Source organism: Pseudomonas sp. SORGH_AS_0211, from assembly GCF_031453455.1.
In the GTDB taxonomy this organism is placed as follows: domain Bacteria; phylum Pseudomonadota; class Gammaproteobacteria; order Pseudomonadales; family Pseudomonadaceae; genus Chryseomonas; species Chryseomonas aestiva.
The window spans coordinates 2854619-2881172 of the sequence record NZ_JAVIZV010000001.1 but is presented as its reverse complement, the minus strand read 5'-3'; the positions used below and the strand labels follow the sequence as shown (position 1 = coordinate 2881172).

Sequence of the window (26554 nt, the reverse complement as noted above, 5' to 3'; positions counted from 1 at the left end):
CGGAAAAAGTCCTTTGGTGACGGGCGGTTGCGTGGTTTGAGCGATAGGTCGCGGTTCAGGCTGCCGGGGTCGGGAAGACCAGGCTGAAATGGATGCCCCGTTCATTCTGCTCGACCTCGGCACGACCGCCGTGCAGGCGCATGATCGCCGCGACGATGGCCAGGCCCAGGCCATTGGAATCATGGGGTTGATGGCGGGAGGGATCGGCGCGATAGAAGCGGTCGAACAGCCGTTGCAGATGCGCGGGCGCCAGGGCGGGGCCGGTGTTGCTGACGCTGATCCGGCCACCCTCCGCCTGCAGGCGGATTTCGCCATCCGGTTCGGCATAGCGAATGGCGTTGGCCACCAGGTTGCTCAGGGCGCGGCGCAGCATCAGCGGATCGGCGACCACCTGGCCGCCACCGGCCACCACCAGGCGCAGGCCGCGCTCGTCGGCCGGCCCTTCGAAATAGTCGGCGATGCGCGCCAGCTCTTCGTCCAGCCGCAGCGGCTGCGGGGTCAGTACCGCCTGGGCGTCGTCGGCGCGGGCGAGAAAGAGGATGCTCTCCACCAGCCGCGAGATGCGCTCCAGCTCTTCCAGGTTGGACGCCAGCAGCGCCTGGTAGTCCTCGGCGCTGCGCACCTGGCGCAGGGCGACCTCGGTATGGCCCATGAGGGCATTGATCGGGGTGCGGATCTCGTGGGCGAGGTCGGCGGAGAACTGCACCAGCCGGCCATAGCCGTCGGCCAGTCGCGCCAGCATGGCGTTGTAGTTTTCCACCAGCGGCTGCAGCTCGCGCGGGGCATCGGCCAGCTCCAGGGGCGCGGCCAGCCGGGTCGGGGTGATGCCGCCGGCGTGGCGGGCGATGCGCCGTAGCGGCGCCAGGCCGCGCCGCAGCAGCAGATAGCCGAGTCCGGCGGTGGCGAGGAAGGCCAGGGTCACGGCGCCGAGCAGTCCGAGACGGAAGTCGGCCAGGGTGGTGTCCTCGTTACGCAGCACATGGGCGGCGGTCAGTTCCACCGGGCCCTCGGGGGTGTTCACCGCGACCCGCGCCGCGCGCCAGCGGGTGCCGTCGGCCAGCTGGCCTTCGCGCAGATCGGCCCGTGTCGGTCGCCGCGTCTGCGGCACCACGGCCAGGTCGGGGAGGGTGATCTGCAGCGGATTGGAGGCGATCACCGGCTTGGCGCCCGGCGTGCCGATGAGAAAGACGTCCTGTTCGTTGCCCAGCATGTTGGCGAACAGCTGCGGACTGCGCCCCAGGGTCTCCAGCGACAGGTCGGCGCTGAGCAGGCTGCGAAAGTGCGCCAGCCGCCCGAGCAGCGCGTAGTCGGCGCGCTCCAGCACGGTACGTTCCAGGCTGTGGTAGAGAAAGGCTCCCGCACCGCCCACGGCGAGCAGCGCCACCAGGGCGAAACCCAGGGTGGCGCGCAGGATCAGCGAGGGTGACCGCGCGCTCAAGGCCGCACCTCGCAGACGTAGCCGATGCCGCGCACGGTATGGATCAGCTTGACCGGGTAGGGGTTGTCGACCTTGGCGCGCAGCCGCTTGATGGCCACGTCCACCACATTGGTGTCGCTGTCGAAATTCATGTCCCAGACCTCGGCGGCGATCAGGGTGCGCGACAGCACCTCGCCTTCGCGACGCAGCAGCAGGTGCAGCAGGGCGAATTCCTTGTTGGTCAGCACGATGAGGTCGTCGCCACGGGTCACCCGCCGCCGCAGGAGGTCCAGCTGCAGGTCGGCCAGGTGGAACTGCTCGGGCTCGCGCACCACGCCACGGCGCAGCAGGGTGCGGATGCGCAGCAGCAGCTCGACGAAGGAGAAGGGCTTGACCAGGTAGTCGTCGGCGCCCAGCTCCAGGCCGCGGATGCGATCCTGCAGGCCGTCGCGGGCGGTGAGAAAGAGCACCGGCACGTCGAGCTTCTTGCGCAGGACTTCCATGATCTGCCAGCCGTCGATGCCGGGCAGCATGACGTCGAGGATGACCAGGTCATGGCGGCCGTCCAGCGCCAGGTGCAGGCCATCGGCGCCGTGCTGGGTCCAGTCGACCGCGTAGCCGGATTCGCCGAGCCCCTTCTTCAGGTACTCGCCGGTCTTCTGGTCGTCTTCGATGAGGAGAATATGCATGACGTCATGGTAGGGCCTCCGGTCGCTTCGCTGGGTGACATTTTTGTCATTCGCCGGTCATCTTGCTGACCCCCCACGCGTCGCACTGTGGCGGGGCGATTCCCTATCCCAGGAGGTTTCATGCGTACCCAGACTCTGCTCCGCGGTTCCCTTGCCCTGCTGCTCGCCAGCAGTACCCTGCTGGCCCAGGCCGCGCCCATGCCCACCGTCAAGCCCATGCGCGGCACCGTGGACAGCGTCCAGGGCGACACCCTGGCCTTCACCACCCGCAACGGTGCCCACCAGACCCTGATGCTGGATGACAAGACCAGCTACCGCGCCGTGTCCAAGGCCAACCTGGATCGCATCGAAGCCAACAGCTTCATCGGCTCGGCCGCCACGCCGCAGCCGGACGGCACCCTCAAGGCGCTGGAAGTGACGGTGTTCGAGGCCAGCCTGCGCGGCTCCGGCGAAGGCCACTACGGCTGGGAAAACGCCGATGGCAGCACCGGCACCATGACCAACGGCACCGTGGGCGAACTCAAGAAGGCCAACGGCCGCACCCTGACCGTGCAGTACAAGGGCGGCGAGAAGCAGCTGGTGGTGCCGGAAGACGTACCCATCGCCTATGTCGAGAAGGGCGACCGCAGCCTGCTCAAGCCCGGTGCCAAGGTGGTGCTGTTCCCCGCCGAAGACGGCAAGCACGCCAAGGGCGTGGCGGTAGGGAAGGACGGTTTCACCCCACCCATGTAAGAACCTACTCACGGTCTGCTGCGCGTCGGCCAAACTGTGTTGAAAATGTCCTGGGTCGCCAGCCCGGTCGGAATGCTCATTTACCGCTCGTAAACCCGAGCGCGAGTCCGATCCGCTTCCTCAGCCATTTTCGCGGGGCCGCCTAGGCCTTGTTTGTCTCTAGCTCGCGAGATCGTGAGCAGGTTCTAAGACCTCCGGCGGTCGGGCAACCGACCGCCTCCATCTCGCGGTGAAGAGGGAAATGTCATGAGCACCTCGCGACGGCGTCTGGTGCACCGCTGGCCGGTGCGCCTCACCCATTGGCTCAACGCCCTGGCGATGCCCTGCATGTTCATGAGCGGCTGGGCGATCTACAACGCCTCGCCGCTGTTCCCCTTCACCTTTCCCGCCTGGGCGACCCTCGGCGGCTGGCTGGGCGGCGCCATCGCCTGGCACCTGGCGGTGTTCTGGCTGCTGCTGGTCAATGGCCTGATCTATCTGCTCTATGGCCTGTTCAGCGGCCACTTCCGGCGTGATTTCCTGCCGCTGTCGCCGCGTGCCATCGGCCGTGATTTCGCCGCGGCCGTGCGCCTGCGCCTGGGTCATCGCCTCGGCACCTACAACGCCGTGCAGCGCCTGCTCTACTGGGGCGTACTGGTCCTCGGGGTGCTGGTGGTGCTCTCCGGCCTGGCGATCTGGAAACCGGTGCAGTTGCAGGGGCTGGCGGCCCTGCTCGGCGGCTTCGACACCGCCCGCTACGTGCATTTCTTCGCCATGGCCGGCATCGGCGCCTTTGTCGTCGTGCACCTGGCCCTGGTCATCCTGGTCCCCCGCACCCTGCCGCCGATGATCACCGGTCGGGCGCACGAGGAGGTTAACGATGAGTCGGCGTGAACGGCTGCGCCTGGAGCCGGCGCAACAGCGACAGGTGGAAAATCTGCAACGACGCCTGCTGCTCAAGCAGGGCCTGACCGTGGGCGCCCTGGCCATGCTCAGCGGCTGCAACCTGCAGGACGGCGACAGCGTCGACAAGGTGCTCTGGTCCATGTCGCGCTTCAACGACCGGGTACAGGCCTGGCTGTTCGGCCGCGAGCGCCTGGCGCCGACCTATGCCGCCAGCCAGATCACCAACCCCTTTCCCTTCAACGCCTTCTACCCCGAATACAACGTTCCCGAGGTGGACCTCAGCGACTATCGCCTGGAGGTCTCCGGCCTGGTCGCCAACAAGCAGGCCTGGACCCTGGAAGACCTGCGCCGCCTGCCGCAACGCGCCGACATCACCCGCTTCATCTGCATCGAGGGCTGGAGCGCCATCGGCCAGTGGGGCGGCGTGCCCCTGCGCACCTTCCTCGAACGCATCGGCGCCGACACCAGCGCCAAGTATGTCGGCTTCAAGTGCGCCGACCGCTACTACTCCAGCATCGACATGGCCTCGGCGCTGCACCCCCAGACCCTGCTGGCGCTGGACTTCGGCCAGGTGGCCCTGCCGCCGGACTACGGCTATCCGCTGCGGCTGCGGGTACCCACCAAGCTCGGCTTCAAGAATCCCAAGCACATCCAGGCGCTGTTCGTGACCAACGACTATCCTGGCGGCTACTGGGAAGACCAGGGTTACAACTGGTTCAGCGGGATCTAGGGGCAACGTCCGCTGCGCGTCTGCCGAACTGCGTTGACAAGACCCTGGGTCGCCAGCCCGGCCTAGGCGGCCCCATCGGAAGGCTCATTTACCACTCGTGAACCCGGGCGCGGGTCCGATCCGCTGCCTCGGGTCTTCGCGCCTTGTCTGGCTCCCGCTCGCGAGACGATGACTAGACCTTTGATGGCGGAACCCCGGCCTGGAGGTAGAGTCGAGATACCACCATCCTCTACCGGGAGCTCCCCTCATGTCCGCTCATCCCTCGATCGGTTTCATCGGCTTCGGCGCCATGGCCCAGCGCATGGGCGCCAACCTGCGCGAGGCCGGCTATACGGTCAGCGCCTATGCCGAACACCAGCAGGACGGCGAGCGCCACGGCACGCCGATGGAGTCCCTGGCGACCCTGCTGTCCCAGGCCGAGGCAGTGATCGTCTCCCTGCCCAACGACGCCATTCTCGAACAGGTCCTGCTCGGCCCCGACGGCGTGCTCGCCCGCCTGGAAAGCGGTCGGTTGCTGATCAACACCAGTACCAACTCGCCCGCGCTGTCGCTGCGTCTGGAAGCGGCCGGCAGGGCTCGCGGCATTGCCGTGGTCGAGGCGCCCGTGTCCGGTAGCACGCCCGAAGCGGAAAAGGCGCAGCTGGTGGTCCTGGCCGCCGGCGAACCCGAAGCGGTGGAGCGTGCGCGGCCGATTCTCGAAGTCCTGGGCAAGACCGTGCACCACGTCGGTCCGACCGGGCAGGGCGCGGCCATCAAACTGGCTATCAACGGCCTGATGGGCGCCGGGCTCGCGGCCCTCGCCGAGGCGCTGGCCTATGCCACCCGCGCCGGCCTGGATGCCGAGGTGCTGTTCGAGGTGTTCGGCGACCTGGCGGTGCTCTCGCCCCATCACCAGCGCAAGCTGGCGGCGCTGCGCGACGGCGACTTCGCCCCGCAATTTCCGGCCGCGCTGATGCATAAGGACATGGGCCTCCTGCTGGCCGAACTCAACGCCACCTTCCAGGGCGCGCCGACCCTGGCCGCCGCGGCGCAGCAACTGGCGCTGGGCGCCGAGTTGCATCCGGATGCCGACTACCTGATCACCGCAGATGTCCTGCTGGAAGAGGCCGAAGACGCCGCCACCCGTTAACGGACCTGGCCGCACGCATGGGCGTGCGGCCAGGAACACCTCAGACGTCGGCAATCCCCAGGACCTTGGCGGTCTCCGCGCGACTCTGCCGGCAGGCCGCAGCATCGGTCTTCAGATCGACGCCGTAGGTCGGCAGGATGCGCCTCAGTGCCGGCAGCCAGGCGTCTTCGGTGAGGCGCTCCGGGAAGCAGGTTTCCAGCACTTCCAGGGCGATGGCCGCTGCCGTCGAGGCGCCGGGCGAGGCGCCGAGCAGCGCGGCGATGGATCTGTCCGCGGCGCTCACCAGTTCGGTGCCGAATTCCAGTTCGCCCTTCTTGCTCAGCAGGCCGTGCTGGCCGGTGGGCTTGATGGTCTGCACCCGCTGCCCGGCCACGGCTTCCTGCCAGTCGCGCTTCTTCGCCAGGGGGAAGAATTGCTGCAGCATGGCGAATTGCTGGCTGGAGCTCTGGAAGATCTGCCCGATCAGGTATTCGGTCAGGTCGATGTTGTCCTTGGCCACGTTCAGCAGCGGCAGGATATTGTCGTGGCGTAGCGAGGTGAAGAGATCGGTCAGGGCGCCGTGCTTGAGGAAGCGCGAGGAAAAGCCCGCATAGGGTCCGAACAGCAGCGAGCGCTGGCCGCCGATGATACGGGTATCCAGGTGCGGCACCGACATGGGCGGCGAGCCCGAGGGCGCCTTGCCATAGACCTTGGCCTGGTGCCGTTCGGCCAGTGCCGGGACGTCGCAGCGCAGCCAGATGCCGGAGATGGGAAAGCCGCCGAAGCCGTGGCCTTCCGGAATGCCGGACTTCTGCAGCAGCGGCAGCGAGCCGCCACCGGCGCCGATGAAGACGAACCTGGCGGTGACCTCCGTCCGTCCGCCATGCTCGACGTCCTCCACCGTCACCCGCCAGCGACCGCTGTCGGTACGCGCCAGGTCCACCACCCGCTGGTGATAGTGCACGGCGAAACCGGATTGCTGGCTGAGCTGGCGCACCAGCAGGTGGGTGAGGGCGCCATAGTCGACGTCGGTCCCGGTCACCATGCGCGTTGCGGCCACCGGCTCGTCGGCACTGCGCCCCTCCATGATCAGCGGTGCCCACTGGGCGATCTGGGCGCCGTCTTCGCTGTATTCCATGCCGTGATAGCAGTGATGGGCGCTCATCGTCCGATAGCGTTCACGGAGGAAGGCGACGTTCTCCGCCCCCCAGACGAAACTCAGGTGCGGGCAGGCATGGATGAAGGCCTGCGGATCGGGGATGGCGCCCTTGCGCACCAGATAGGCCCACAGTTGGCGCGAGAGATCGAACTGGGTGTTCACCTTGAGCGCCTTGGCGATGTCGACGCTGCCGTCGTCTCGCTGCGGGGTGTAGTTCAGCTCGCAGTTGGCGGCATGGCCGGTCCCGGCGTTGTTCCAGCCCTGGGAACTCTCCTGGGCGCAGTCGTGCAGACTCTCGAACAGGGTCACGCTCAGGCTGGGGTCGAGCTCCTTGAGCAGGGTGCCCAGGGTGGCGCTCATGATGCCGGCGCCGATCAACACGACGTCGGGTGAATCCGTGGAAGATAAGGACATGCCAGGTTCCTCGCGGTCAGGGGTTTGACGGTGGCGCAATACGACTGGGCGGCCGAGCGGCCAGAAGGCCATGGCGCGCTCCTGCAACCGCTCCGATCTGCCGGGGCTCGCGGCTTGCGCCGCGCGAGCCCCGGACAGGCTAGAGCAGGGTGGTCAAGGCGATGCCCAGGGCGATACCCGGGATGGCGACCAGGGTGCTGAACAGCACGCTCCGCGCGGCGTCCTCGGTGTAGACGCCGTGGGCCATCGCCAGCGTGGGCGCCGCCGTGGCCGCCGGCAGTACGCCGAGCAGGAATACCTGCTGGAGCAGCGCGCCCTGCAGGCCCACGGCCAGGCCGACGCCCAGCATCACCAGCGGTTGCAGCAGATTCTTCAGGGCCACATTGAGCCCGATGTCGCGATCCAGCCGCGGTTGGATGCCGGACAGGATCAGGCCCAGGGTGAACAGCGCGACGCCCCCGGCTGCCCGCCCTATCTCGTCAGTCGCCGTCACCAGCAACTGGGGCAGGCGGATACCCAGCAGCGCACAGAGCAATCCCAGCAGCGGCAGGATCACCAGCGGTTGGCGCAGCGCCTTGCCGAGCGCCTGCCGGGCGCCACCGCCGCTCAGCAACAGCAGCGACAGCGGGATGACCACCAGGGTGAAGATCAGATTGCCGACGATCACCGCCAGCACGGCGGAGGGGCCGATGGCGGCAGTCAGCACCGGCGGCCCGCAATAGGCCATGTTGGGAAAGGCCACCGTGATGCCGCGCATGGCCCCTTCGCACCACGTCCGCCCACCGCGGTAGCGACCCAGTAGCAGACCCAGCAGCCAGACGCCGATGAGTCCGCTAGCCAGGGTCGCCACATAAGACAGGTTGAGGACCTGCTCGGGGCGGGTGTGGGCGGCGGCGAGGAACAGGGCGATAGGCAGGGCGAAGGTGACCACGAAGGTTGCCAGGGGCTTGCTCGCCGTCTGCGGCAGTACCTTCCAGCGGCCGGCGCCCCAGCCCAGGACGGTAACGAAGATGATAGGGGCGAGTGCCTGGAAAATGGTCTCGATCATGAGCGAGGCCCCCTGGGAGCCAGGGACATGGCGAAAGACTGGCTGAATGGCGTTGGATCATCGAATGAACAGCAAGGCATCCGAAACTCCTTTGCCCGCCCAGATGCGGGTCTTCGATTGAAGGACTCATCGCGGCCTCTTCCCGCGTAGCACCAGTATCGAAAGGCCGGCCGTTACGCCTGAAGGGCTCTGCAATGCAGGTTTACCCTTTCTCTGAGGGCAAATGGAAACGTTTGTTTATACCTATTGGTGCGACATTTCGTCGCATCTAGACCTTTGTCGAATTCCCGGGGAAGCCTATATGTGAACCCCATGCTGGCCGTGGAAAGGCGCCGGCCTGTCCGGATGCAGCGCCAGCGAGCGTCCGCTAAGCTGGCTGGCCTGGCCAGATACTGGTGGCCAGTGGAAGTACCCGGTGCAAGGAGATGGCATGACCGCGACCACCCCACGCTTCTGGCACGATCCCGCGCTGCCCTTTCTCGAAGCCCGTTCCATCCAGGACGGCCGCGCGCTCTGCTATGCCCCGCATTCCCACGAAACCTTCTCCATCGGTACCGTGCTGGGTGGGCGCAGTCGCTATCACAACGGCTCGACCCGCGAACTGGTGGGGGCGGGCACCCTGGTGCTGATGAATCCCGGTGACGTCCATGCCTGCAATCCGCAGGGCGAGGACGCCTGGCGCTATCGCATGCTGCACGTAGACGCCGGCTGGCTGGCCGACCTGCAGCGCCCGGGTGCCGCCGACTTCCAACCGCTGGCCGTACAGCTGTCCCGTGACGCCCAGCTGTACGTCGGGCTGGAAGCCCTGCACGCCTGCCTGATCGATCCGGATAGCCTCACCCTGCAGCGCCAGAGTCAGGCGCTGCTGTATTTCGAAGCCGTACTCGCCCGCCTGGGTCGTACCCCGGTCGCGGCGGCGCGGGCCCGCGAGGATCGCCGCCTGAGGCGCGCCGCCGAGTTTCTCGATGCCCACTGTGGCGAGGGCGTCAGCCTGGACCAGCTCAGCCAGGTGGCGGATCTCTCGCCCACCCAGCTGATTCGCAGCTTTCGCCGGCGCTATGGCCTGACGCCCCACGCCTACCTGATCGACCGGCGCATCCGCCTGGCGCGGCAACGCCTGCGTCGGGGCGATGGCCTGGCCGAGGTCGCCCTGGCCACCGGCTTCGCCGACCAGGCCCATCTGCAGCGCACCTTCAAGCGCCTGGTGGCGGCCACCCCCGGTCAGTACCGCGCCGCTTCAGCCCTCCAATAGCAGCGAAGCGGCGCACAGCACCAGCAGCGCGGCGAGGGCGCGATTGAGCAGGCGCAGGCGGGCCGCCGACGGTGAGTGGCCACGCAGCCATTGGCCGGCCACGGCCCAGCAGGCCAGGGAGGCGAAGCAGATCACCAGATAGAGGCCGGCGAACAGCGCCAGGCGCCCGCGATCTTCGCCGACGAACAGCGCCACCCCGGCCGCGGCGGCGAGCCAGGCCTTGGGATTGAGCCATTGCAGCAGGGCGCCGTCGCGAAAGCCCGGGCAGGCTGCCACCACGCCGCTGCCCAGGTCCCCTGTGGCCCGTGCCAGTTTCCAGGCCAGGTACAGCAGGAAGAGGGCGCCGGCCACGCGCAGGATCCAGAGCAGCGCCGGCCAGGCGGCCAGCAGCTCGTGCAGGCCGAGGCCAACGGCCAGCAGCAGAACGACGAAACCCAGGGTGGCGCCAGCGACATGCCACAGGGCCGGTCGCCAGCCATGGGTGAGGCCGGTGTTGAAGCCCACCATGTTGACCGGGCCGGGAGAGAGGGACGCCACCAGGGCAAAGGCGGCCATGGACAGGATCAGGGTCATCGCGAGGTCTCGACAGTTATGGAGACCTCAACCTAGCGAGGGTAACCCCTGGCGGTATTGAAGAAAATGACCCTTCCGGCCCGACGAAAGGCGGGAATTCGCGGCGTTTCGCTGACGTCCATTACAGCGAGCCTAGCGCTCCCCCGGTGGTTTCAACGTCGCTGTCGGCCACCGGGGCTTTCTCTTCGCGGATCCTGGCGCGCTAGGGCGCGATAGGCAGGGTAAACCTGAAGGTGCTGCCCCGACCCAGGGCGCTGGTGACGCTCAAGTCGCCGCCGTGGGCCTCGACGATACCCTTGGCGATGTACAGCCCCAGACCGTGACCGGTGGGATTGTCTTCCTGCACGTGCCAGAAGCGCTCGAACACCCGCGCCTGCTGCGCCTGGTTCATGCCGCGGCCGTTGTCGGTCACGCTGATCTCGGCCAGGTTGCCGAGCTGCCGCATGCTGAGTTGCACCAGGCCGCCTGGCGCGGTGAACTTGATGGCATTGCCCAGCAGGTTCATCAGCACCTGGAAGATGCGCTCGGCTTCCACCAGTACCTGGAGATCCGGATCGGCAGCGTATTCCAGGCTGATGTTCTTGACCTCCGCCAGCGGCCGCGACAGCAGGATAGGTTGCGCGCAGACATCTGCCAGCCGTGCCGGTTTGAGGTCCAGCACCAGACGATTCGACTCGATCTTCGACAGGTCCAGCAGGTCGCTGATCAGGGCGTTCATGCGGTTGGCCGCGGTCTCTATCACCTGCAGCGAACTGGGCAGCCGGTCATCGCCCAGCGCCAGCTTTTCCAGTTGGCGCTGCAACATCCCCACCTTCATCAGGATGATGGTGATGGGGCTGCGCAGGTCGTGGGAAACCGCCGCGACGATCTCGTCGCGCAGGCGTACGGCCTGACGCTCGCGTTCGACCTGACGCGCCAGGTCCAGCTCGATGGCCGAACGGCGCAGGTCCTTGGCGGCAAACAGATCGGCCGGGCGCCAGCGTTCGGAGCGCAGGCGTACCAGCTCCTTCCAGGCATCGAAGGAGCGCCGCGGATGCGGATAGTTCAGTCCCGGACCCGATGCGGATGACGTGGCTTCCAGCTTGGCCGGGTTGCCACTCCAGACCACGGTGGTGACGATCTCGGGACGGAACCAGAGCACCAGGTTGCGCACCGGTTTGGGTAGCGCCAGTGCCAGGACGCCGCTGACCCGGTCGCTATAGCGGCGGGCCTCGGGCAATTCGTCGGCCAGGCAGCGGGTCGCATAGATGCCCGAGGCGTCCATCTCGGCCGTCACCCAGGCGGCGAGGGTACGGATGTCTTCCGCGTTCGGGCATTCGCCCAGGGTGCTGAGCTCATCCTCCACCAGCACCGCGACACCGCCGGCATTCACCAGCTCCAGGAGATCGGCGGGTCTTTCGGCGAGGCCACTGAGTACCTCGCCACGGCTGTCGCACATGCCCTGGATCAACGCCGCCAGTTGCGCCTCGCGGGCATCGATCTCGCGTTGCACCTGGCGATTTTCCAGCGCGCGAATCATCAGCGACACCAGCACCCCGACCGAGCGGCAGGCCATCCGCGTGCGATAGGGCAGATACAGGGGTTCGCGGTGGCCACAGCTGATCAACCCCCAGAGCTTGTCGTCGCTGATCAGCGACACGCTCATGGAGGCACGCAGGCCCTGGTTGCGCACATACTGGCAGTGGATGGGCGAGACACTGCGCAGCACGGCATGGGTCAGGTCGATGGGGTCGCGCTCGGTGCCATGCAGAAAGGCCGGTACCAGCGGGATCGCCTCGTACTGGGCGTCGGGAATATTGCGGATCCAGTTTTCGCGATAGAGCGCCCGGGCCTGGGCGGGAATGTCGGCCGCCGGAAAGTGCATGCCCAGATAGCTGTCGATGTCGTCGACACGGTCCTCGGTCACCACCTGGCCATCGCCGCCGTCATCGAAGCGATAGACCACTACCCGGTCGAAACCGGTGAGGGCGCGCACCTCGCGCACCGCACCCTCGCACAGCTCGGGCAGGGTGCGAGCCTGCTGCAGGCGGGCCAGGGCGCGCGCCAACCCGGCGGGCTCGACGCCGCCATGGTCGTCCGGCTCGAATTCCAGGAACACCAGGCCGTGGCTGCGATGCAGGATCACGTCCATGTCGCGAAGCGGACGCGCCCAGCTCAGCGGATTGGCTTCTTCCAGATGCTCCAGGGGCAGCGCCTGCTGCACCTGTTGGACCAGCTCGAGCGGCAGCGCCTGCTGAAACGGACGATGCAGCAGCTCGACCTGCGGCTTGCCCAGCAGCTCGGGCAGGTTGCGGCTGACATGCTTGATCAGCCATTCCCTCTCATCGAAGGCCAGGAGGTAACCGTGTGCCTGGATGGCGCCTGGAATGCGGATTGGCTCGCTTTCGCAGCTTTGCAGCGACTGACCGGAAGGTGCAGCAATCATGCGACTGTCTCAGATGAACTCTTGAATAGGACCGCGCCGAGGCGTTCCTGTTAAGGCTTCGGTACCGAATGGCTGTGAATGTGATGTCGATCACAGGCGCTTCCCAGGCATCGCACCCGCTTTGTATTTTCTGCATTCGATAACAATTATCGCGATCATTTTCTGACGAGAGGTTCATCTCCGGCGTCGGGTCCCATGGCTGGCCTCCCGGGCTGACGGCGGTATCATGGCGCTTTGACCAGAGTTCAGCCATGGCCCGCTTACGCCCCTTGCCCATCATCGATCGCAGCCGGGATGACCTGTTCATGCGCGAGGCCCTGGTCCTGGCCGAGCGGGGCGCCGAACAGGGCGAGGTGCCGGTCGGGGCCGTGGTGGTACTCGACGGAGAGGTCATCGGTCGCGGTTTCAATCGGCCCATCGGTGCCCACGATCCCAGCGCCCATGCCGAGATGGAGGCCATCCGCGATGCCGCCGCGCGGCTGGCCAACTACCGGCTGCCCGGGGCGACGCTCTACGTCACGCTTGAACCGTGCAGCATGTGCGCCGGCCTCATCGTCCACAGTCGCATCCAGCGGCTGGTCTATGGCGCCAGCGAGCCGCGCGCCGGCATGGCCCAGAGTCGCGGGCGCTTCTTCGAGCAGGACTTTCTCAATCACCGGGTCCTGGTGGAAGGCGGGGTGCTGGCCGAGGCCTGTGGCCAGGTGCTGACCGGGTTCTTCCGCGCACGGCGCAATCCCGCGGCCAGCGAAGGCTAGGCCGCCAGTTCGCGCATCCGCGTGAGCACGGCGTTCAGGCCGTTGCTGCGCGATTGCGACAGCTGGCGTTCCAGCCCGAGTTCGCCCAGCCAGCCGTGGATGTCGAGGCGACCCAGTTCTTCACGGGTCAAGCCGTTGGCGCGCACCAGCACCACGGCAAGCAGCCCCTTGAGCACCCGGGATTCGCTGCTGGCGCGAAAGAAGTGACGATCGCCCTGGGCTTCATGGGTCAGGCGTACCCGACTCTCGCAGCCCTGCACCAGATCCTCGTCGCGTTCCTCGAGCACCGCCTGCAGGCGCTCGGCCCACTGCAACAGCAGTCGCGAGCGCGCCTCCCAGCCCTTGGCGATGATGAAGGCGCGGCGAGCTTCCGCCGCATCGGGAAGCAGATTCATCGCAGCAGCTCCAAAGCGTTGTCCAGGGCAGTGAAAAAGCGCTGCAGGTCCTCGGCATCGTTGTACAGGCCCAGGGATACCCGCAGTGCACCAGGCGTCTGCAAGGTCTGGAACAGCGGCATGGCGCAGTGCTGACCGGCGCGCACCGCGATGCCCTGTTCCCCCAGCAGATGGGAAAGATCGCCGACATCGATGCCCGCGACCTGGAAGCTGGCCAGGGCGATCTGGGGTTCACCCAGCACCTGGACGCCGTCGCGGGCAGCCAGTCCGGCCAGGAGCTTCAGACTGAGCGCCTGCTCGTGACCGCGGATCAGCGTCTCGTCCTGACCCTGTAGCCAGTCGACCGCTGCACCCAGGGCGATGGCCGCGCCTATGGGCGGCGTCCCGGCTTCGAAGCCCATGGGCGCGGCATGGAAGCGGGCCTCGGCAAAGGTGGTGTGCTGCACCATCTCGCCGCCGAACTGCCAGGGCTTGAGCCGCGCCAGACAATCGGCCTTGCCCCAGAGCACGCCAATGGCCTCGGGGGCATAAAGCTTGTGGCCGGAAAAGACATAGAAGTCGGCGTCGAAGTCGCCCGGGCGATGGCGGCCATGGACCGCGCCCTGGGCGCCGTCCACCACCAGCCAGGCCGGCGAGCGCGCCCGTACCAGGGCCGCGAGCTCCGCCAGCGGTTGCCAGGTGCCGAGCACATTGGACAGCTGGCTGACCGCCACCACGCGCGTTCGAGGGCCCAGCAGCCGCTCGGCGGCTTCCAGGTCCAGATGACCGCTTGGGGTCAGGGGGATGACCCTGAGTTCAAGGCCCCGACGCCGGGCCAGCTGCTGCCAGGGCAACAGATTGGCATGGTGCTCAAGGGCGCTGATGAGAATCTCGTCACCCGCCGCGCAGGCGTCTTCCAACCCGTAGGCCAGCAGATTGAGGGCCTCGGTCGCGCCGCGGGTCAGCACCACCTCGTGCGGCGAGGCCGCGCCCAGCCAGGCGGCGATCCGTCCACGGGCGCCTTCGTAGGCGGCGGTGGTCCGCTCGGCGGCCCAGTGCTGGGCGCGATGCACATTGGCTGCACCCAGGCTGTAGCTGGCCAGCAGGGCATCCAGCACCACCTGGGGCTTCTGCGCCGTGGCGGCGCTGTCGAGGTAGGTGATGCCGTCGGCGGCGAAGGCGGTGAAAGCCGGAAACTCGGCTCTCCAGGGAGAGGGTAGCGACATGGCGACAGCTCCGGGGTAGCCCGCCTGGAGCGGGCTGCCCGGTTGTGGACTCAGTTGTGCGCGTGCAGCGCTTCGTTGAGTTCGATGGCGGTCTTGTTGGTCTTGCACTCGACCGCGCCGGTTTCCGAATTGCGGCGCAGCAGCAGGTCGCTCTGACCGGCCAGTTCGCGCGCCTTGACCACCCGTATCAGCTGGTTCTGGTCATCCAGCACGGCGACCTTGGTACCCGCGGTCACATAGAGGCCGGATTCCACGGTGCAGCGATCGCCCAGCGGGATGCCGATGCCGGCGTTGGCACCGATCAGGCAGCCTTCGCCGACGCTGATGATGATGTTGCCACCGCCCGACAGGGTGCCCATGGTCGAGCAGCCGCCGCCCAGGTCCGACCCCTTGCCGACGAAGACGCCCGCGGAGACGCGGCCTTCGATCATGCCCGGGCCGGCGGTACCGGCGTTGAAGTTGACGAAGCCTTCGTGCATCACCGTGGTGCCTTCACCCACATAGGCGCCCAGGCGCACGCGGGCGGTATCGGCGATACGCACGCCGGCCGGCACCACGTAGTCGGTCATCTTGGGGAACTTGTCCACCGAGAAGACTTCCAGCAGCTTGCCGCGCAGACGGGCCTCCAGCTGCTCGGCCGGCAGCTCGGCCAGGTCCACGGCGCCCTGGTTGGTCCAGGCCACGTTGGGCAGCAGGGCGAAGATGCCGCTGAGGTTCAGGCCATGGGGTTTGACCAGGCGATGGGACAGCAGATGCAGCTTCAGGTAGGCCTCGGGGGTGGAGGCGGGCGCGGCGTCCTCGGCCAGCAGCGTGGCCACCAGCGGCTTGTTGCTTTCCGCCAGGCGGGTCAGCAGCGCCGACTGCACGGCATCGATGCCCTTGAGGGCTTCGGCCAGACCGCGGGCCTGGGCCGGAGCGAAGGCGATGGCCTGGTTGCCGCCCTGGTACTCCAGCAGTGGCGCGACCGCTTCGACCAGCGCCGCCGAGGGATTCAGCAGAGGCTGTGCATAGAAGACTTCCAGCCAGGCGTCCTGGCGATTCTGGGTGCCGACACCGAAGGCGATACTGAAGAGGGCATTCGACATGAGACTGTTCCTTTGCAGAGGCACCGATCCGGTCGGTGCGAGATGTTCGGTAGTAGGGGCGGTGGCCGCGGGGTCAGTTCAGGGCCGCGGCATAGAGCTCGGGCTTGAAGCCCAGCAGGGTACGGTCGCCGAGATCGAGCACGGGTCGCTTGATCATCGAAGGCTGCGCCAGCATCAGGTCGATGGCCCTGGCGGTATCGAGGTTGGCCTTCTGGGCGTCGTCGAGTTTGCGGAAGGTGGTGCCGGCGCGATTGAGCACCTTGTCCCAGCCATGCTCCGCGCACCAGGCCGCCAGCCGTTCGCGGTCGATGCCGCTCTGCTTGTAGTCATGGAAGTGATAGGCCTGGCCATGCTCATCGAGCCATTGGCGGGCCTTCTTCATGGTGTCACAGGCCTTGATGCCGTAGAGGCTCAGGCCACTGGCCGCTGCGGGCATGGCGTTCTCCTGCGAAAGACTGCAACCGCGGATTATGCCATGACGGGCCGGAAAAGGGCCGGGCGTCGCGCCCTGGGTGACGAGGGCAGGCGCCGGAAAGCAGAAGGCCGGGGAGTCCCCGGCCTTGGCGATCAACCGCGGCTTTTCACGCCGTAGGTTTCGTCGAGGGTGCCGGGGGTGCCGTCACCCTTGGGCGCGTAGTCCCGCGGCGCCTCGGTCGGACCGTCGATGCGCTCGCGACTGGACGGGTAACGCTGCTCGGCGCTGTGCAGCGAAGCCAGCAGGTGCTGACGGGTCAGCTCGTCCTGGGCCAGACGCTCGGCGCCTTCGGACAGGTGCGACTGCATGTCCTGGTAGGTCTGGGTGAGCTTGCGCACCAGGCCGGCGGTGGTGCTGAAGTGGCTGGTGACCTCGTGCTGGTAGTCGTCGAACTTCTTCTGCAGGTCATCCAGCTGGCGCTGCACGCGGCTCGGCGCGGCACCCGGCACCAGGCGCGCCAGCAGAAAACCTATCCCGACCCCGATCAGCAGCGCGATCAGGGGCAACAACCAGGTAGTGAGCGACTGTTCCACGAAACTTCCTCTATGAGCGGCTTTGCTTTACGGTAACGGCAGACCGACGAGCCTGTACACTGGGTTGCGTCATCTGCCATTCGCTGGGCGTCATCATACCCCGCAGTCAGGCATCGCGCAGGATCGACCCTATCAAAATCAACTCCTTGGATGAGCACTGTTCGTCCGGGATCACGGAGTCAAGCGTGTCAGCCCGTGAACAATCCCTGCTGCTGGAGGGCCCCGCGGGCACTCTGGAAGCGCTGTACCAGAGCCCGGATGCCGCCACCGGCGCGGTCCTGCTCTGTCATCCCCATCCGCTCCATGGCGGCGCCATGCAGAACAAGGTGGTCGCCACCCTGCAGCGCATCGCTCGGGACGCCGGCCAGGCCACCCTCAGATTCAACTTTCGTGGCGTCGGCGCCAGCACCGGCGTGCATGCCGGCGGTGAAGGCGAGATCGACGATGCCGCGGCCGCCGCGGCCTGGTTGCGCGAGCGCCATCCCGACCTGCCGCTGACCCTCTGCGGTTTCTCCTTCGGTTCCTGTGTCGCCGCCTGCCTGGGCGGCCGCCTGGAAGGCGAGGGCGTGGCGGTGGAGCGGCTGTTCATGCTGGCGCCGCCGGTGGAGCGTTTCGCGGTCGACGGTCGCCTGCCACAGCGGGCGCGCCTCACGGTGATCCAGCCCGAAGCCGACGAGGTGGTGACCCCTGAGCGCGTCTACGCCTGGTCCGCCGCGCTCGAACGGCCGCACGAATTGCTCCGCGTCGCCGAGTGCAGCCATTTCTTCCATGGCAAACTCGTCGAACTCAAAGATCTGGTCCTGCCGCGCCTGCAGGCCTGACCCTCGTTAGTCTCTCGGATTCCCAGCGCCTCCATGACCACTCGCATTCTCACTGGCATCACCACCACCGGTACCCCGCACCTGGGCAATTACGCCGGGGCCATCCGTCCCGCCATCCGCGCCAGTCTGGGCGACGATGCCGACTCCTTCTATTTCCTCGCCGACTACCATGCCCTGATCAAGTGCGACGACCCCGCGCGCATCCAGCGTTCGCGCCTGGAGATCGCCGCCACCTGGCTGGCCAGCGGCCTGGATCCGGAGCGGGTGACCTTCTATCGCCAGTCCGACATCCCCGAGATCCCCGAACTGACCTGGCTGCTCACCTGCGTCGCCGGCAAGGGCCTGCTCAATCGCGCCCATGCCTACAAGGCCGCGGTCGACCGCAACCTGGAGCAGGGCGAAGATCCCGACGCGGGGGTGACCATGGGCCTCTACAGCTACCCGGTGCTGATGGCCGCGGACATTCTCATGTTCAACGCCCTGCGCGTGCCGGTCGGGCGGGACCAGATCCAGCACGTGGAGATGGCCCGCGACATCGGTCAGCGCTTCAACCACCTGTTCGGCAACGGGCGCGACTATTTCGCCCTGCCCGAGGCGGTCATCGAGGAAAGCGTCTCCACCTTGCCCGGTCTCGATGGCCGCAAGATGTCGAAGAGCTACGACAACACCATCCCGCTGTTCGGCAGCGCCAGGCAGCTCAAGGACGCCATCGCCCGCATCGTCACCGATTCGCGCCTGCCCGGCGAGCCCAAGGACCCCGACAGCGCCCACCTCTTCACCCTCTATCAGGCCTTCGCCACCCCCGAGCAGAGCGCGGCCTTCCGCGCGGCCCTGCTGGATGGTCTAGCCTGGGGCGAAGCCAAGGGCCAGCTGTTCGAGTTGCTCGACGCCGAGCTGGGCGAGGCCCGCGAGCGCTACGCAGCGCTGATCGCCCGTCCCGACGATCTGGAGGACATCCTGCTGGCTGGCGCCGCCAAGGCCCGCCGCTATGCCACGCCCTTCCTCGGCGAGCTGCGCGAAGCCGTGGGCCTGCGTTCGCTCAAGACCCAGGTCGCCACGGGTGGCGCCAAGAAGAAGGCCAGCAAGACCGCCCGCTTCGTCAGCTTCCGTGAAGGCGATAGCTTCCGTTTCCGCCTGCTCGACGCCGACGGCACGGAACTGGCGCTGTCGATCCCTTTCACCGAGGCCAAGACCGCCGGCATCACCAGCAAGCAGCTGGTCAGTACGCCGGCCACCGTCGTGGCGGCTGAGGGCAACGGCTTCCAGCTGCTGCTGGAGGATCAGATCGTGGCCGAGGGCGTCGCCAGCGATTCCCCCGCCGCGCGCGATGCGCTGATCGAGCGCACCCGGACCGCGCTTGCACAACTGGCCGAGTCCTGAAGGGCACCGGTGGTCCCTGGCGTTGTCAACGCCAGGGACCACCATTACAGTGACCACCCTTTTTTCCCATCCGACCAGAAGCCGCCATGACCCCCCTCGAGCGTTACCAGGCCGACCTCAAGCGCCCGGAGTTTTTCTACGATGCTGCCCAGGAAGAGGCCGTCCGCCATCTGCAGCGCCTTTATGACGAACTGCTCGTCGAGCCCGCCGCCAAGGGTGGCCTGTTCGGCAAGCTGCTCGGGCGCAAGACGGTCACGCCGATCAAGGGTCTGTATTTCTGGGGTGGGGTAGGGCGTGGCAAGACCTATCTGGTCGATACCTTCTATGACGCCCTGCCGTTCAAGCAGAAGATGCGCACCCACTTCCACCGCTTCATGAAGCGTGTCCACGAAGAGCTGCGTACCCTCAAGGGCGAGAAGAATCCCCTGACCATAATCGCCCGGCGCTTCGCCGACGAGGCGCGGGTGATCTGCTTCGATGAATTCTTCGTTTCCGACATCACCGACGCCATGATCCTGGCGACCCTGCTCGAAGAGCTGTTCAAGAACGGCGTGAGTCTGGTCGCCACCTCGAACATCGTGCCCGACGGCCTCTACAAGGACGGTCTGCAACGCGCGCGCTTCCTGCCGGCCATCGCGCTGCTCAAGGAACATACCGAAATCGTCAACGTCGACAGCGGCGTGGATTATCGCCTGCGCGCCCTGGAACAGGCCCAGCTGTTTCACTATCCGCTGAGCGAAGCCGTCGAGGCGGCGATGGCCAAGAGCTTCCGTTCGCTCACCGTCGAGTGCAACGACCTCTGCGAAGATGTGCCGCTGATGATCGAGAATCGCGAGATCCGCGCTCGTCGCACCTGCGAAGACGTCGCCTGGTTCGATTTCCGCGCCCTTTGCGACGGTCCGCGCAGCCAGAACGACTACATCGAGCTGGGCAAGATCTTCCAGACGGTGCTGGTCAGCAATGTCGAGCAGATGGATGCGCTCAAGGACGACATGGCGCGACGCTTCATCAACCTGGTCGATGAATTCTACGATCGTCAGGTCAAGCTGATCCTGTCCGCTGAGGTCGAGCTCAAGGACCTCTATTCCGGTGGCCGTCTGGAGTTCGAATTCCAGCGCACCCTTAGCCGTCTGCTGGAAATGCAGTCCCACGAATACCTCGCCCGACCGCACAAGCCCTGAACCCTGCCTGGGTTGAAGGATCAATCCTTTGACCCAGGTTCTCGGGAGGTACGTGTGAATTCCAATCCCTTCGCCGAGTGGGATGGCTCGCCCACCCAGGCGCGCATCCTGCAAAAGCAACTCGCCAAGCAGGTCCTGCTGCACGACGACTTCGGCTCGCCGCGGCGTTACGCCGGTGTCGATGCAGGTTTCGAGGAGGGCGGCGAGATCACCCGCGCGGTGGCCGTCCTGCTGGATGCCGAGACCCTGCAGCCGCTGGCCCATGCCGTCGCCCGCATCCCCACGGTGATGCCCTATGTCCCGGGACTGCTGTCCTTTCGGGAGCTTCCCGCACTGCTCCAGGCGCTGGCGGAATTGCCGGAGACTCCCGACCTGGTGTTCTGCGATGGCCATGGCATCGCCCATCCCCGCCGGCTGGGGATCGCCGCTCATCTGGGTGTGGTCACCGGTCTGCCGACGATCGGCGTGGCCAAGAAAATCCTTACCGGCCACCACGGCGAACTCGCCGAGACGCGCGGCAGCCAGGTCGACTTGCTGGATCGAGAGGGTGGAGTGATAGGCACGGTGCTGCGCAGCAAGGATCGGGTCAAGCCGCTGATCGTCTCGCCCGGGCACCGGGTCGGCCTGGCCACTGCGCCGGCGCTGGTCATGGCCTGCGTAAGGCGCCATCGCCTGCCGGAACCCACGCGACTGGCAGACCACCTGGCCTCACGCCGTCAGGGCTCGGCGGCTACCCAGGCGCTATTTTCCTTCTGATTCTCTGCTTGCTTTTTTACCCTGAACGGGTATCATGCCGCAGCTTTCTTGGCGGGGGATGCCTAAGCCTGCCGAAATCGCCGTAGCGGACGCCGACCCGAGCCCCCGAAGAGCGTCTGTTTCCGGCTGCCCCCGACTTGTCTGGGGTTGCACTGTTGTGTAGAATTTGCCGTCTTTTTACCAGGGCGGCCTCTGAGGCCATAGAGAATGAAAACTTTCACCGCAAAACCGGAAACCGTTAAGCGCGACTGGTACGTCGTCGACGCTGCTGGCCAGACTCTGGGTCGTCTGGCTACTGAAATCGCCACTCGCCTGCGTGGCAAGCACAAGCCCGAATACACCCCTCACGTTGACACCGGCGACTACATCGTCGTCGTCAACGCCGAGCAGGTTCGTGTGACCGGTGCCAAGACTACCGACAAGATGTACTATCATCACTCCGGTTTCCCGGGTGGCATCAAGTCGATCAACTTCGAAAAGCTGATCGCCCGTGCTCCCGAGCGCGTCATCGAGACCGCCGTCAAGGGTATGCTGCCGAAGAACCCGCTGGGCCGCGACATGTATCGCAAGCTCAAGGTGTACAAGGGTGCGAACCATCCGCACACCGCTCAGCAGCCCCAAGAACTCAAGTTTTAATCGGGATAGTACAACATGTCGGCAACTCAAAATTACGGTACCGGCCGTCGTAAGACTGCCACCGCTCGTGTCTTCCTTCGTCCGGGCACTGGCAAGATCTCCATCAACGATCGCGCTCTGGACACCTTCTTCGGCCGCGAAACCGCGCGCATGGTCGTGCGTCAGCCCCTCGAGCTGACCGAGACCCTGGAGAAGTTCGACATCTACGTTACCGTCGCTGGCGGTGGTGTGAGCGGTCAGGCCGGTGCTATCCGTCACGGCATCACCCGTGCTCTGATCGAGTATGACGAAGGCTACCGCAGCTCCCTGCGCAAAGCCGGTTACGTCACTCGTGACGCCCGTGAAGTCGAGCGTAAGAAAGTCGGTCTGCGCAAAGCGCGTAAGCGTCCGCAGTACTCCAAGCGTTAATCCTTCGGGATACGCTCGAAAAACCCAGCCAATGGCTGGGTTTTTTTATGCCCAGGATTTTTCCCGCATGGGCGCCGGAGTCTCGGGCAGGCGGGCTATCTCGCCTGTCGTTGGGCTTCGCTGCGCTCAGCGCCGACCTGCCCGGTATGTCGAGGCACCACAGGTTAGGTTGAGGCAGCTCCATCGCCGAAGCCCAGCCCGTCTATCTCGCCAGCACCGGGCTGCGCTGCGCTCAGCGCCAACCTGCCCGGTATGGCGAGGCACCGTAGGTTGGGTTGAGGCAGCTCCATCGCCGAAGCCCAACAGCCCGTCTATCTCGCCAGCACCGGGCTTCGCTGTGCTCAGCGCCAACCTGCCTGCTATGTCGAGGCGCCCTAGGGTGGCTGAGGCAGCTCCAATTCGGCGCCCGGCACCAAGGCCTATTCCTCTGTCTCGGGCTCGGCGTCAGCCCGTACGAGGCTTCTATAGCCTTACCTGGGCCGGCGCGAGTACCTATTCGAGCGCGTACCGCCGCCTGTGCGGATTCCAGGCATAAAAAAGGGGCGCCTAGGCGCCCCTTTTCATGGGTGGCTGAGATCAGCCGGGGTGATTTTCCCGGGAGTCCTTGAGCTTGCGATCGAGTTCGGCCTGAGTGGCTTCATCCTCTTTCACGGCATCGGCCTTGGGCGCTTCGTCAGTGACACTGTCCTGACCGGTCAGGGCGACGCTGGCCGCTTCTTCCTGGGCCGGGCTGGGCACGACCTCGACCGGCTCTTCCATCACGATCGGTGCCGACTCGGCCTCGGCTGCGGGCAGCTCTTCGGTCGCCTGGACGGGCTGGGCCTCGGGCGCCTGCTGCGGCTCCACGGTGCCTACCGCTGCGGTGGCGAAGGTTTCCTCGGTTTCGGCGATAGCCCCCAGAGCGGGTGCCTCGGCCTGCTGCTCGGTCTGGTTGGCGCGAGCGGCTTCAGCTTCACGAGCCATGCGCTCACGGCGACGACGCTCGCGCGGGTCGTTGGAGGCGCGGCCCGCGGCCGACTCTGCAGTTTCGGCTTCGACCGGTGCGGCAGGAATGGGGGCGGGGGTCGCGACCGGGGCGACCTGCTCGGCGGCAGGTGCGGCAATTTCCACTTCCTGGTGCGGTGCGCGCTCGTCCTGGAGCTGGCTCACGTTGGGCGTGAGGATCTCCGGCTGGGCAGGCGCCTCGGCGGCAGGCTGCTCCATCGCGGTTTCCCGGGTGGCTTCAGCGGCAGGAGTGTCGGCAGCCACTACCGGCTCGTGCTGGCGAACCTCGCGAGCCTCTTCCTGGGTGGCGACGGCAGTGACGCTCTCGCTCACCACGACAGCGGTACCCAGAGCTATGGCGGCGGGCGCTACATTGGCGTCGGTACCCGGCTCTTCGTCTTCGATGAAGTTGCCATTGGCATCGCGCTGGCGCTCGCGACGGTTGCTGCGGCGACGCTGACCGCGGGAACGACGACGCGGACGCTCTTCGCCTTCTTCCAGCTCGTCATTGCCTTCCAGTACTTCTTCTTCGTTCAGCTCTTCGGCGCTGGCCGCTTCCTGACGCTCTTCGCGCGCCTTGCGCTCTTCACGGGGCTGACGCTCTTCCCGCGGCTTGCGCTCCTCGCGCGGCTGGCGCTCTTCGCGAGCCGGACGCTCTTCGGCACTCACGTGCTCTTCGCGCGGCTGGCGATCTTCACGGGGTTGACGCTCTTCACGCGGCTGACGCTCTTCGCGAATGGCGCGCTCCTCGCGGGGCTGACGCTCTTCGCGAGGCTGGCGCTCCTCGCGCGGCTGGCGTTCTTCACGCGGTTGACGCTCTTCGCGGGTGGCGCGCTCTTCGCGAGGCTGACGCTCCTCGCGCGGCTGGCGTTCTTCACGCGGTTGACGCTCTTCGCGGGGCTGACGCTCCTCGCGAGCCGGACGGTCTTCACGGGGCTGACGCTCTTCCCGCGGCTTGCGCTCTTCGCGGGCCGGACGCTCGCTGCGCTCGCCACGATCGGCGCGGGGCTGACGCTCTTCGCGCGGCTTGCGCTCGTCGTCACGGCGACCTTCGCGGCGGCGATTCTGCTGACGGCCGTTGCGGCGCTCGTCCTGGCTGCGCTGCTCGTCGCTGCTCTTGGCGGCGACCGGTGCGGCAACGGCCTTGTCGGCCATGGGTTGCTCTTCGGTCTTGCCGGCGAACAGGCTGACCAGGGACTTGACCAGGCCCTTGAACAGATTGGGCTCGGCGGTGGCCTTGGCTGCGGTAGCGGCGGGCGCCACGACTTCGGCGGTGACCGGGGTAGGGGCGGGTGCGCGCTCGGGCGCGACCTTCACCGCCGCTTCCTGGCGCACCAGGGTGCGGGTGGAGCTGACCGGCTGCACCTCTTCGGCTTCGGTGTTGGCCATCTCGTAGCTGGACTGGCTGTTCAGCAGCTCGGGATTGTCGTCACGCAGACGCTGCACTTCGAAGTGCGGGGTCTCGATGTGATCGTCCGGCAGGATGATGATGCGCACGCGGGTGCGCAGCTCGATCTTGGTGATGCTGTTGCGCTTCTCGTTGAGCAGGAAGGACGCGACCTGGATGGGTACGTGGGCGCGGACTTCGGCGGTGCGATCCTTGAGGGCTTCTTCCTCGATCAGGCGCAGGATGGCCAGCGACAGGGATTCCACGTCGCGGATGATGCCCTGGCCGTTGCAACGGGGGCAGACGATGCCGCTGGTTTCGCGCAGGGAAGGGCGCAGGCGCTGGCGGGACATTTCCAGCAGGCCGAAGCGGGAGATACGACCGATCTGCACGCGGGCGCGGTCGGCTTCCAGGGCTTCGCGGACGCGATCTTCCACGGCGCGCTGGTTCTTGACCGGGGTCATGTCGATGAAGTCGATGACGATCAGGCCGCCGATGTCGCGCAGGCGCAGCTGGCGGGCGATTTCCTCAGCCGCTTCCAGGTTGGTCTGCAGGGCGGTTTCTTCGATGTCGCCGCCCTTGGTGGCGCGCGCCGAGTTGATGTCGATGGACACCAGGGCTTCGGTGGGGTCGATGACGATGGAGCCGCCCGAGGGCAGCTTCACTTCACGCTGGAAGGCGGTCTCGATCTGGCTTTCGATCTGGAAGCGATTGAACAGCGGGACGCTGTCCTGGTACAGCTTGATCTTGCTGGCGTACTGCGGCATCACCTGGCGGATGAAGCTCAGGGCTTCTTCCTGGGCTTCGACGCTGTCGACCAGGACCTCGCCGATGTCCTGGCGCAGATAGTCGCGGATGGCGCGAATGATGACGTTGCTTTCCTGATAGATCAGGAAGGGACCCTTGCGCTCGCCCGAGGCTTCGTTGATGGCGGACCAGAGTTGCAGCAGGTAGTCGAGGTCCCACTGCAGTTCTTCGGTGCTGCGACCAAGGCCGGCGGTGCGCACGATCAGGCCCATGTCGCCCGGGGCGTTCAGGCCGTTCAGGGCTTCGCGCAGTTCGTTGCGCTCTTCACCCTCGATGCGACGGGAGATGCCGCCCGCGCGGGGATTGTTGGGCATCAGCACCAGGTAGCGACCGGCGAGGCTGATGAAGGTGGTCAGGGCGGCGCCCTTGTTGCCGCGCTCTTCCTTTTCGACCTGGACGACTACTTCCTGGCCTTCGGAGAGCACTTCCTTGATGTTGACGCGGCCTTCCGGGTTCTTCTTGAAGTATTCCCGGGAGATTTCCTTCAGTGGCAGAAAGCCGTGGCGGTCAGCGCCGAAGTCGACGAAGGCGGCTTCCAGGCTGGGCTCGATGCGGGTGATGCGGCCTTTGTAGATGTTGGCCTTTTTCTGTTCGCGGGCTCCGGACTCGATGTCCAGATCGAACAGACGTTGACCGTCGACCAGGGCAACCCGCAATTCCTCGGGCTGGGTCGCGTTGATGAGCATTCTTTTCATGTAATACCACTACGTTCCAGGCTCTCGGCCCGCGTGGTGGCAACAGGATTCAGGAGAAGGGTGCACGGGGTCGTATCGAAGCCGGTCCAAGCCGGCCTTCGTGTCCAGCAGCAGGCCCGGGGGGCGTGCCGCGACTACGTCTCCTGCAGGCGCTTGAGCGACTGCCGTTGCAGCTCCACAAGAGGAGGAATCAACCAGGCATGGTGCGGGCGTGACAGCCGAAAGGCTCAGGCAGCCGGGTCGTCGCGGGATTCGTGTCAGGTGTCGCGGTTGGAGCATCGGCCGTTGGCCTTGAGGCTTCCACCTGCGATCGTCACCTTGGCCGAAGCTGGGCGCGAAGCGGGCTGCAGGCGTACTGTCAGGCTACGCGATACGCTGGTTGTGCATCTCCATCCTGCACACAATCTTCAGGAATCTGGTGCCGCCCGCAAGGTCCGGAGCGGTTGTCGTTTTACAGCTGACACCCTGGGTGCCGCTGCCTTGGTTACCAGGCGGATCGCAGCTCGCCACTCACCCCCTTGGGCAGAGTCGGCGGTCTGCTGGACGGCCAGACGTCCAGTGACTATTGCATTTGCAGCCTATTATTCGCGGGCGGAATCTACGGCCTCGCGAGCGGTGC

At 66.4% G+C, this 26554-nt stretch carries 24 protein-coding genes; 12 read left to right on the top strand and 12 right to left on the bottom strand.

Annotated elements, in window-relative coordinates; translation table 11 throughout:
- Positions 1–55: 55 nt before the first annotated feature.
- Entirely contained in the window at positions 56–1438 is a 1383-nt protein-coding gene (locus QE393_RS13405) for a heavy metal sensor histidine kinase (protein ID WP_310043985.1), read from the bottom strand.
- The gene (locus QE393_RS13400) at positions 1435–2106 is read right to left on the bottom strand and encodes a heavy metal response regulator transcription factor (RefSeq protein WP_273807860.1); all 672 of its coding nucleotides are present in this window, start codon (positions 2104–2106) and stop codon (positions 1435–1437) included. The genes QE393_RS13405 and QE393_RS13400 overlap by 4 nt, the downstream gene beginning before the upstream one ends.
- A gap of 120 nt (positions 2107–2226) precedes the next feature.
- Between QE393_RS13400 and QE393_RS13395 the strand changes: the two genes are divergently transcribed.
- The 4 genes from QE393_RS13395 (at position 2227) to QE393_RS13380 (ending at position 5582) form a co-directional block, all read left to right on the top strand.
- Positions 2227–2838: a hypothetical protein gene (locus tag QE393_RS13395; RefSeq protein ID WP_310043984.1), complete on the top strand. Its 612-nt coding sequence runs from the start codon at positions 2227–2229 to the stop codon at positions 2836–2838.
- 246 nt (positions 2839–3084) lie between these two features.
- Positions 3085–3711, top strand: coding sequence for a cytochrome b/b6 domain-containing protein (locus QE393_RS13390; protein ID WP_310043980.1), 627 nt, complete (start codon positions 3085–3087; stop codon positions 3709–3711).
- Positions 3698–4453: a molybdopterin-dependent oxidoreductase gene (locus tag QE393_RS13385; protein WP_059226651.1), complete on the top strand. Its 756-nt coding sequence runs from the start codon at positions 3698–3700 to the stop codon at positions 4451–4453. Before QE393_RS13390 ends, QE393_RS13385 begins: the two co-directional genes overlap by 14 nt.
- Positions 4454–4700: 247 nt before the next feature.
- A complete protein-coding gene (locus QE393_RS13380; protein ID WP_310043978.1) occupies positions 4701–5582 on the top strand; it encodes an NAD(P)-dependent oxidoreductase in 882 nt (293 codons plus the stop codon).
- Between the two features lie 40 nt (positions 5583–5622).
- Here the strand turns inward: QE393_RS13380 and mqo are convergent, their stop codons facing one another.
- Entirely contained in the window at positions 5623–7134 is a 1512-nt protein-coding gene (gene mqo, locus QE393_RS13375) for a malate dehydrogenase (quinone) (protein WP_310043976.1), read from the bottom strand.
- 139 nt (positions 7135–7273) lie between these two features.
- Positions 7274–8182, bottom strand: a complete 909-nt coding sequence (locus tag QE393_RS13370) for an AEC family transporter (protein ID WP_310043975.1) — start codon at positions 8180–8182, stop codon at positions 7274–7276.
- 430 nt (positions 8183–8612) lie between these two features.
- On the opposite strand from QE393_RS13370, the gene QE393_RS13365 reads away from it, so the two are divergent.
- Positions 8613–9434, top strand: coding sequence for an AraC family transcriptional regulator (locus QE393_RS13365; RefSeq protein ID WP_310043974.1), 822 nt, complete (start codon positions 8613–8615; stop codon positions 9432–9434).
- On the opposite strand, the gene QE393_RS13360 is transcribed toward QE393_RS13365, so the two are convergent.
- Together QE393_RS13360 and QE393_RS13355 are read right to left on the bottom strand one after the other, a co-directional pair.
- The gene (locus QE393_RS13360; RefSeq protein WP_310043973.1) at positions 9420–10007 is read right to left on the bottom strand and encodes a LysE family translocator; all 588 of its coding nucleotides are present in this window, start codon (positions 10005–10007) and stop codon (positions 9420–9422) included. The genes QE393_RS13365 and QE393_RS13360 overlap by 15 nt on opposite strands.
- A gap of 202 nt (positions 10008–10209) precedes the next feature.
- On the bottom strand, positions 10210–12432 hold the full coding sequence (locus tag QE393_RS13355) for an ATP-binding protein (protein WP_310043971.1): 2223 nt from the start codon (positions 12430–12432) through the stop codon (positions 10210–10212).
- 251 nt (positions 12433–12683) lie between these two features.
- On the opposite strand from QE393_RS13355, the gene tadA reads away from it, so the two are divergent.
- Complete coding sequence (tadA, locus tag QE393_RS13350; RefSeq protein WP_273807851.1) at positions 12684–13187, top strand: tRNA adenosine(34) deaminase TadA; 504 nt, start codon at positions 12684–12686, stop codon at positions 13185–13187.
- Here tadA and QE393_RS13345 read toward each other — a convergent pair.
- From QE393_RS13345 to QE393_RS13325, 5 genes are all read right to left on the bottom strand, one after another.
- Positions 13184–13582, bottom strand: coding sequence for a SufE family protein (locus QE393_RS13345; protein WP_273807850.1), 399 nt, complete (start codon positions 13580–13582; stop codon positions 13184–13186). The genes tadA and QE393_RS13345 overlap by 4 nt on opposite strands.
- Positions 13579–14787 carry an aminotransferase class V-fold PLP-dependent enzyme gene (locus QE393_RS13340; RefSeq protein WP_273807849.1) on the bottom strand — a complete coding sequence of 403 codons (1209 nt, stop codon included), beginning with the start codon at positions 14785–14787 and terminating at the stop codon, positions 13579–13581. The genes QE393_RS13345 and QE393_RS13340 overlap by 4 nt, the downstream gene beginning before the upstream one ends.
- Positions 14788–14837: 50 nt before the next feature.
- On the bottom strand, positions 14838–15872 hold the full coding sequence (gene dapD, locus QE393_RS13335) for a 2,3,4,5-tetrahydropyridine-2,6-dicarboxylate N-succinyltransferase (protein ID WP_310043969.1): 1035 nt from the start codon (positions 15870–15872) through the stop codon (positions 14838–14840).
- Positions 15873–15945: 73 nt separating this feature from the next.
- Positions 15946–16308, bottom strand: coding sequence for an ArsC family reductase (locus tag QE393_RS13330; RefSeq protein WP_273807847.1), 363 nt, complete (start codon positions 16306–16308; stop codon positions 15946–15948).
- Between the two features lie 131 nt (positions 16309–16439).
- Positions 16440–16880, bottom strand: a complete 441-nt coding sequence (locus QE393_RS13325) for a YhcB family protein (RefSeq protein ID WP_064307427.1) — start codon at positions 16878–16880, stop codon at positions 16440–16442.
- A gap of 185 nt (positions 16881–17065) precedes the next feature.
- On the opposite strand from QE393_RS13325, the gene QE393_RS13320 reads away from it, so the two are divergent.
- The 6 genes from QE393_RS13320 to rpsI all read left to right on the top strand — a co-directional run bounded on the left by QE393_RS13320 (position 17066) and on the right by rpsI (position 22062).
- Positions 17066–17701: an alpha/beta fold hydrolase gene (locus QE393_RS13320; RefSeq protein ID WP_310043966.1), complete on the top strand. Its 636-nt coding sequence runs from the start codon at positions 17066–17068 to the stop codon at positions 17699–17701.
- Between the two features lie 33 nt (positions 17702–17734).
- Complete coding sequence (locus tag QE393_RS13315; protein ID WP_310043964.1) at positions 17735–19081, top strand: tryptophan--tRNA ligase; 1347 nt, start codon at positions 17735–17737, stop codon at positions 19079–19081.
- Between the two features lie 86 nt (positions 19082–19167).
- Positions 19168–20262, top strand: a complete 1095-nt coding sequence (gene zapE / locus QE393_RS13310; protein WP_208692212.1) for a cell division protein ZapE — start codon at positions 19168–19170, stop codon at positions 20260–20262.
- Positions 20263–20316: 54 nt separating this feature from the next.
- The gene (gene nfi / locus QE393_RS13305; RefSeq protein WP_310043961.1) at positions 20317–21018 is read left to right on the top strand and encodes a deoxyribonuclease V; all 702 of its coding nucleotides are present in this window, start codon (positions 20317–20319) and stop codon (positions 21016–21018) included.
- A 207-nt stretch (positions 21019–21225) separates the two neighbouring features.
- The gene (gene rplM / locus QE393_RS13300; protein ID WP_310043959.1) at positions 21226–21654 is read left to right on the top strand and encodes a 50S ribosomal protein L13; all 429 of its coding nucleotides are present in this window, start codon (positions 21226–21228) and stop codon (positions 21652–21654) included.
- 15 nt (positions 21655–21669) lie between these two features.
- A complete protein-coding gene (rpsI, locus tag QE393_RS13295) occupies positions 21670–22062 on the top strand; it encodes a 30S ribosomal protein S9 (protein WP_017640910.1) in 393 nt (130 codons plus the stop codon).
- Positions 22063–22638: 576 nt separating this feature from the next.
- On the opposite strand, the gene rne is transcribed toward rpsI, so the two are convergent.
- Complete coding sequence (gene rne, locus QE393_RS13290; RefSeq protein WP_310043957.1) at positions 22639–25935, bottom strand: ribonuclease E; 3297 nt, start codon at positions 25933–25935, stop codon at positions 22639–22641.
- Between the last annotated feature and the right edge of the window lie 619 nt (positions 25936–26554).

Coding starts and splice junctions, on each gene's coding strand:
- QE393_RS13360 (WP_310043973.1), bottom strand. CDS start 10,007: ATGACCCTGATCCTGTCCATGGCCGCCTTTGCCCTGGTGGCGTCCCTC.
- rplM (WP_310043959.1), top strand. CDS start 21,226: ATGAAAACTTTCACCGCAAAACCGGAAACCGTTAAGCGCGACTGGTAC.
- QE393_RS13395 (WP_310043984.1), top strand. CDS start 2,227: ATGCGTACCCAGACTCTGCTCCGCGGTTCCCTTGCCCTGCTGCTCGCC.
- QE393_RS13330 (WP_273807847.1), bottom strand. CDS start 16,308: ATGCCCGCAGCGGCCAGTGGCCTGAGCCTCTACGGCATCAAGGCCTGT.
- QE393_RS13385 (WP_059226651.1), top strand. CDS start 3,698: ATGAGTCGGCGTGAACGGCTGCGCCTGGAGCCGGCGCAACAGCGACAG.
- QE393_RS13370 (WP_310043975.1), bottom strand. CDS start 8,182: ATGATCGAGACCATTTTCCAGGCACTCGCCCCTATCATCTTCGTTACC.
- QE393_RS13345 (WP_273807850.1), bottom strand. CDS start 13,582: ATGAATCTGCTTCCCGATGCGGCGGAAGCTCGCCGCGCCTTCATCATC.
- QE393_RS13315 (WP_310043964.1), top strand. CDS start 17,735: ATGACCACTCGCATTCTCACTGGCATCACCACCACCGGTACCCCGCAC.
- tadA (WP_273807851.1), top strand. CDS start 12,684: ATGGCCCGCTTACGCCCCTTGCCCATCATCGATCGCAGCCGGGATGAC.
- rpsI (WP_017640910.1), top strand. CDS start 21,670: ATGTCGGCAACTCAAAATTACGGTACCGGCCGTCGTAAGACTGCCACC.
- QE393_RS13340 (WP_273807849.1), bottom strand. CDS start 14,787: ATGTCGCTACCCTCTCCCTGGAGAGCCGAGTTTCCGGCTTTCACCGCC.
- dapD (WP_310043969.1), bottom strand. CDS start 15,872: ATGTCGAATGCCCTCTTCAGTATCGCCTTCGGTGTCGGCACCCAGAAT.
- QE393_RS13365 (WP_310043974.1), top strand. CDS start 8,613: ATGACCGCGACCACCCCACGCTTCTGGCACGATCCCGCGCTGCCCTTT.
- zapE (WP_208692212.1), top strand. CDS start 19,168: ATGACCCCCCTCGAGCGTTACCAGGCCGACCTCAAGCGCCCGGAGTTT.
- QE393_RS13355 (WP_310043971.1), bottom strand. CDS start 12,432: ATGATTGCTGCACCTTCCGGTCAGTCGCTGCAAAGCTGCGAAAGCGAG.
- QE393_RS13380 (WP_310043978.1), top strand. CDS start 4,701: ATGTCCGCTCATCCCTCGATCGGTTTCATCGGCTTCGGCGCCATGGCC.
- rne (WP_310043957.1), bottom strand. CDS start 25,935: ATGAAAAGAATGCTCATCAACGCGACCCAGCCCGAGGAATTGCGGGTT.
- QE393_RS13400 (WP_273807860.1), bottom strand. CDS start 2,106: ATGCATATTCTCCTCATCGAAGACGACCAGAAGACCGGCGAGTACCTG.
- QE393_RS13390 (WP_310043980.1), top strand. CDS start 3,085: ATGAGCACCTCGCGACGGCGTCTGGTGCACCGCTGGCCGGTGCGCCTC.
- mqo (WP_310043976.1), bottom strand. CDS start 7,134: ATGTCCTTATCTTCCACGGATTCACCCGACGTCGTGTTGATCGGCGCC.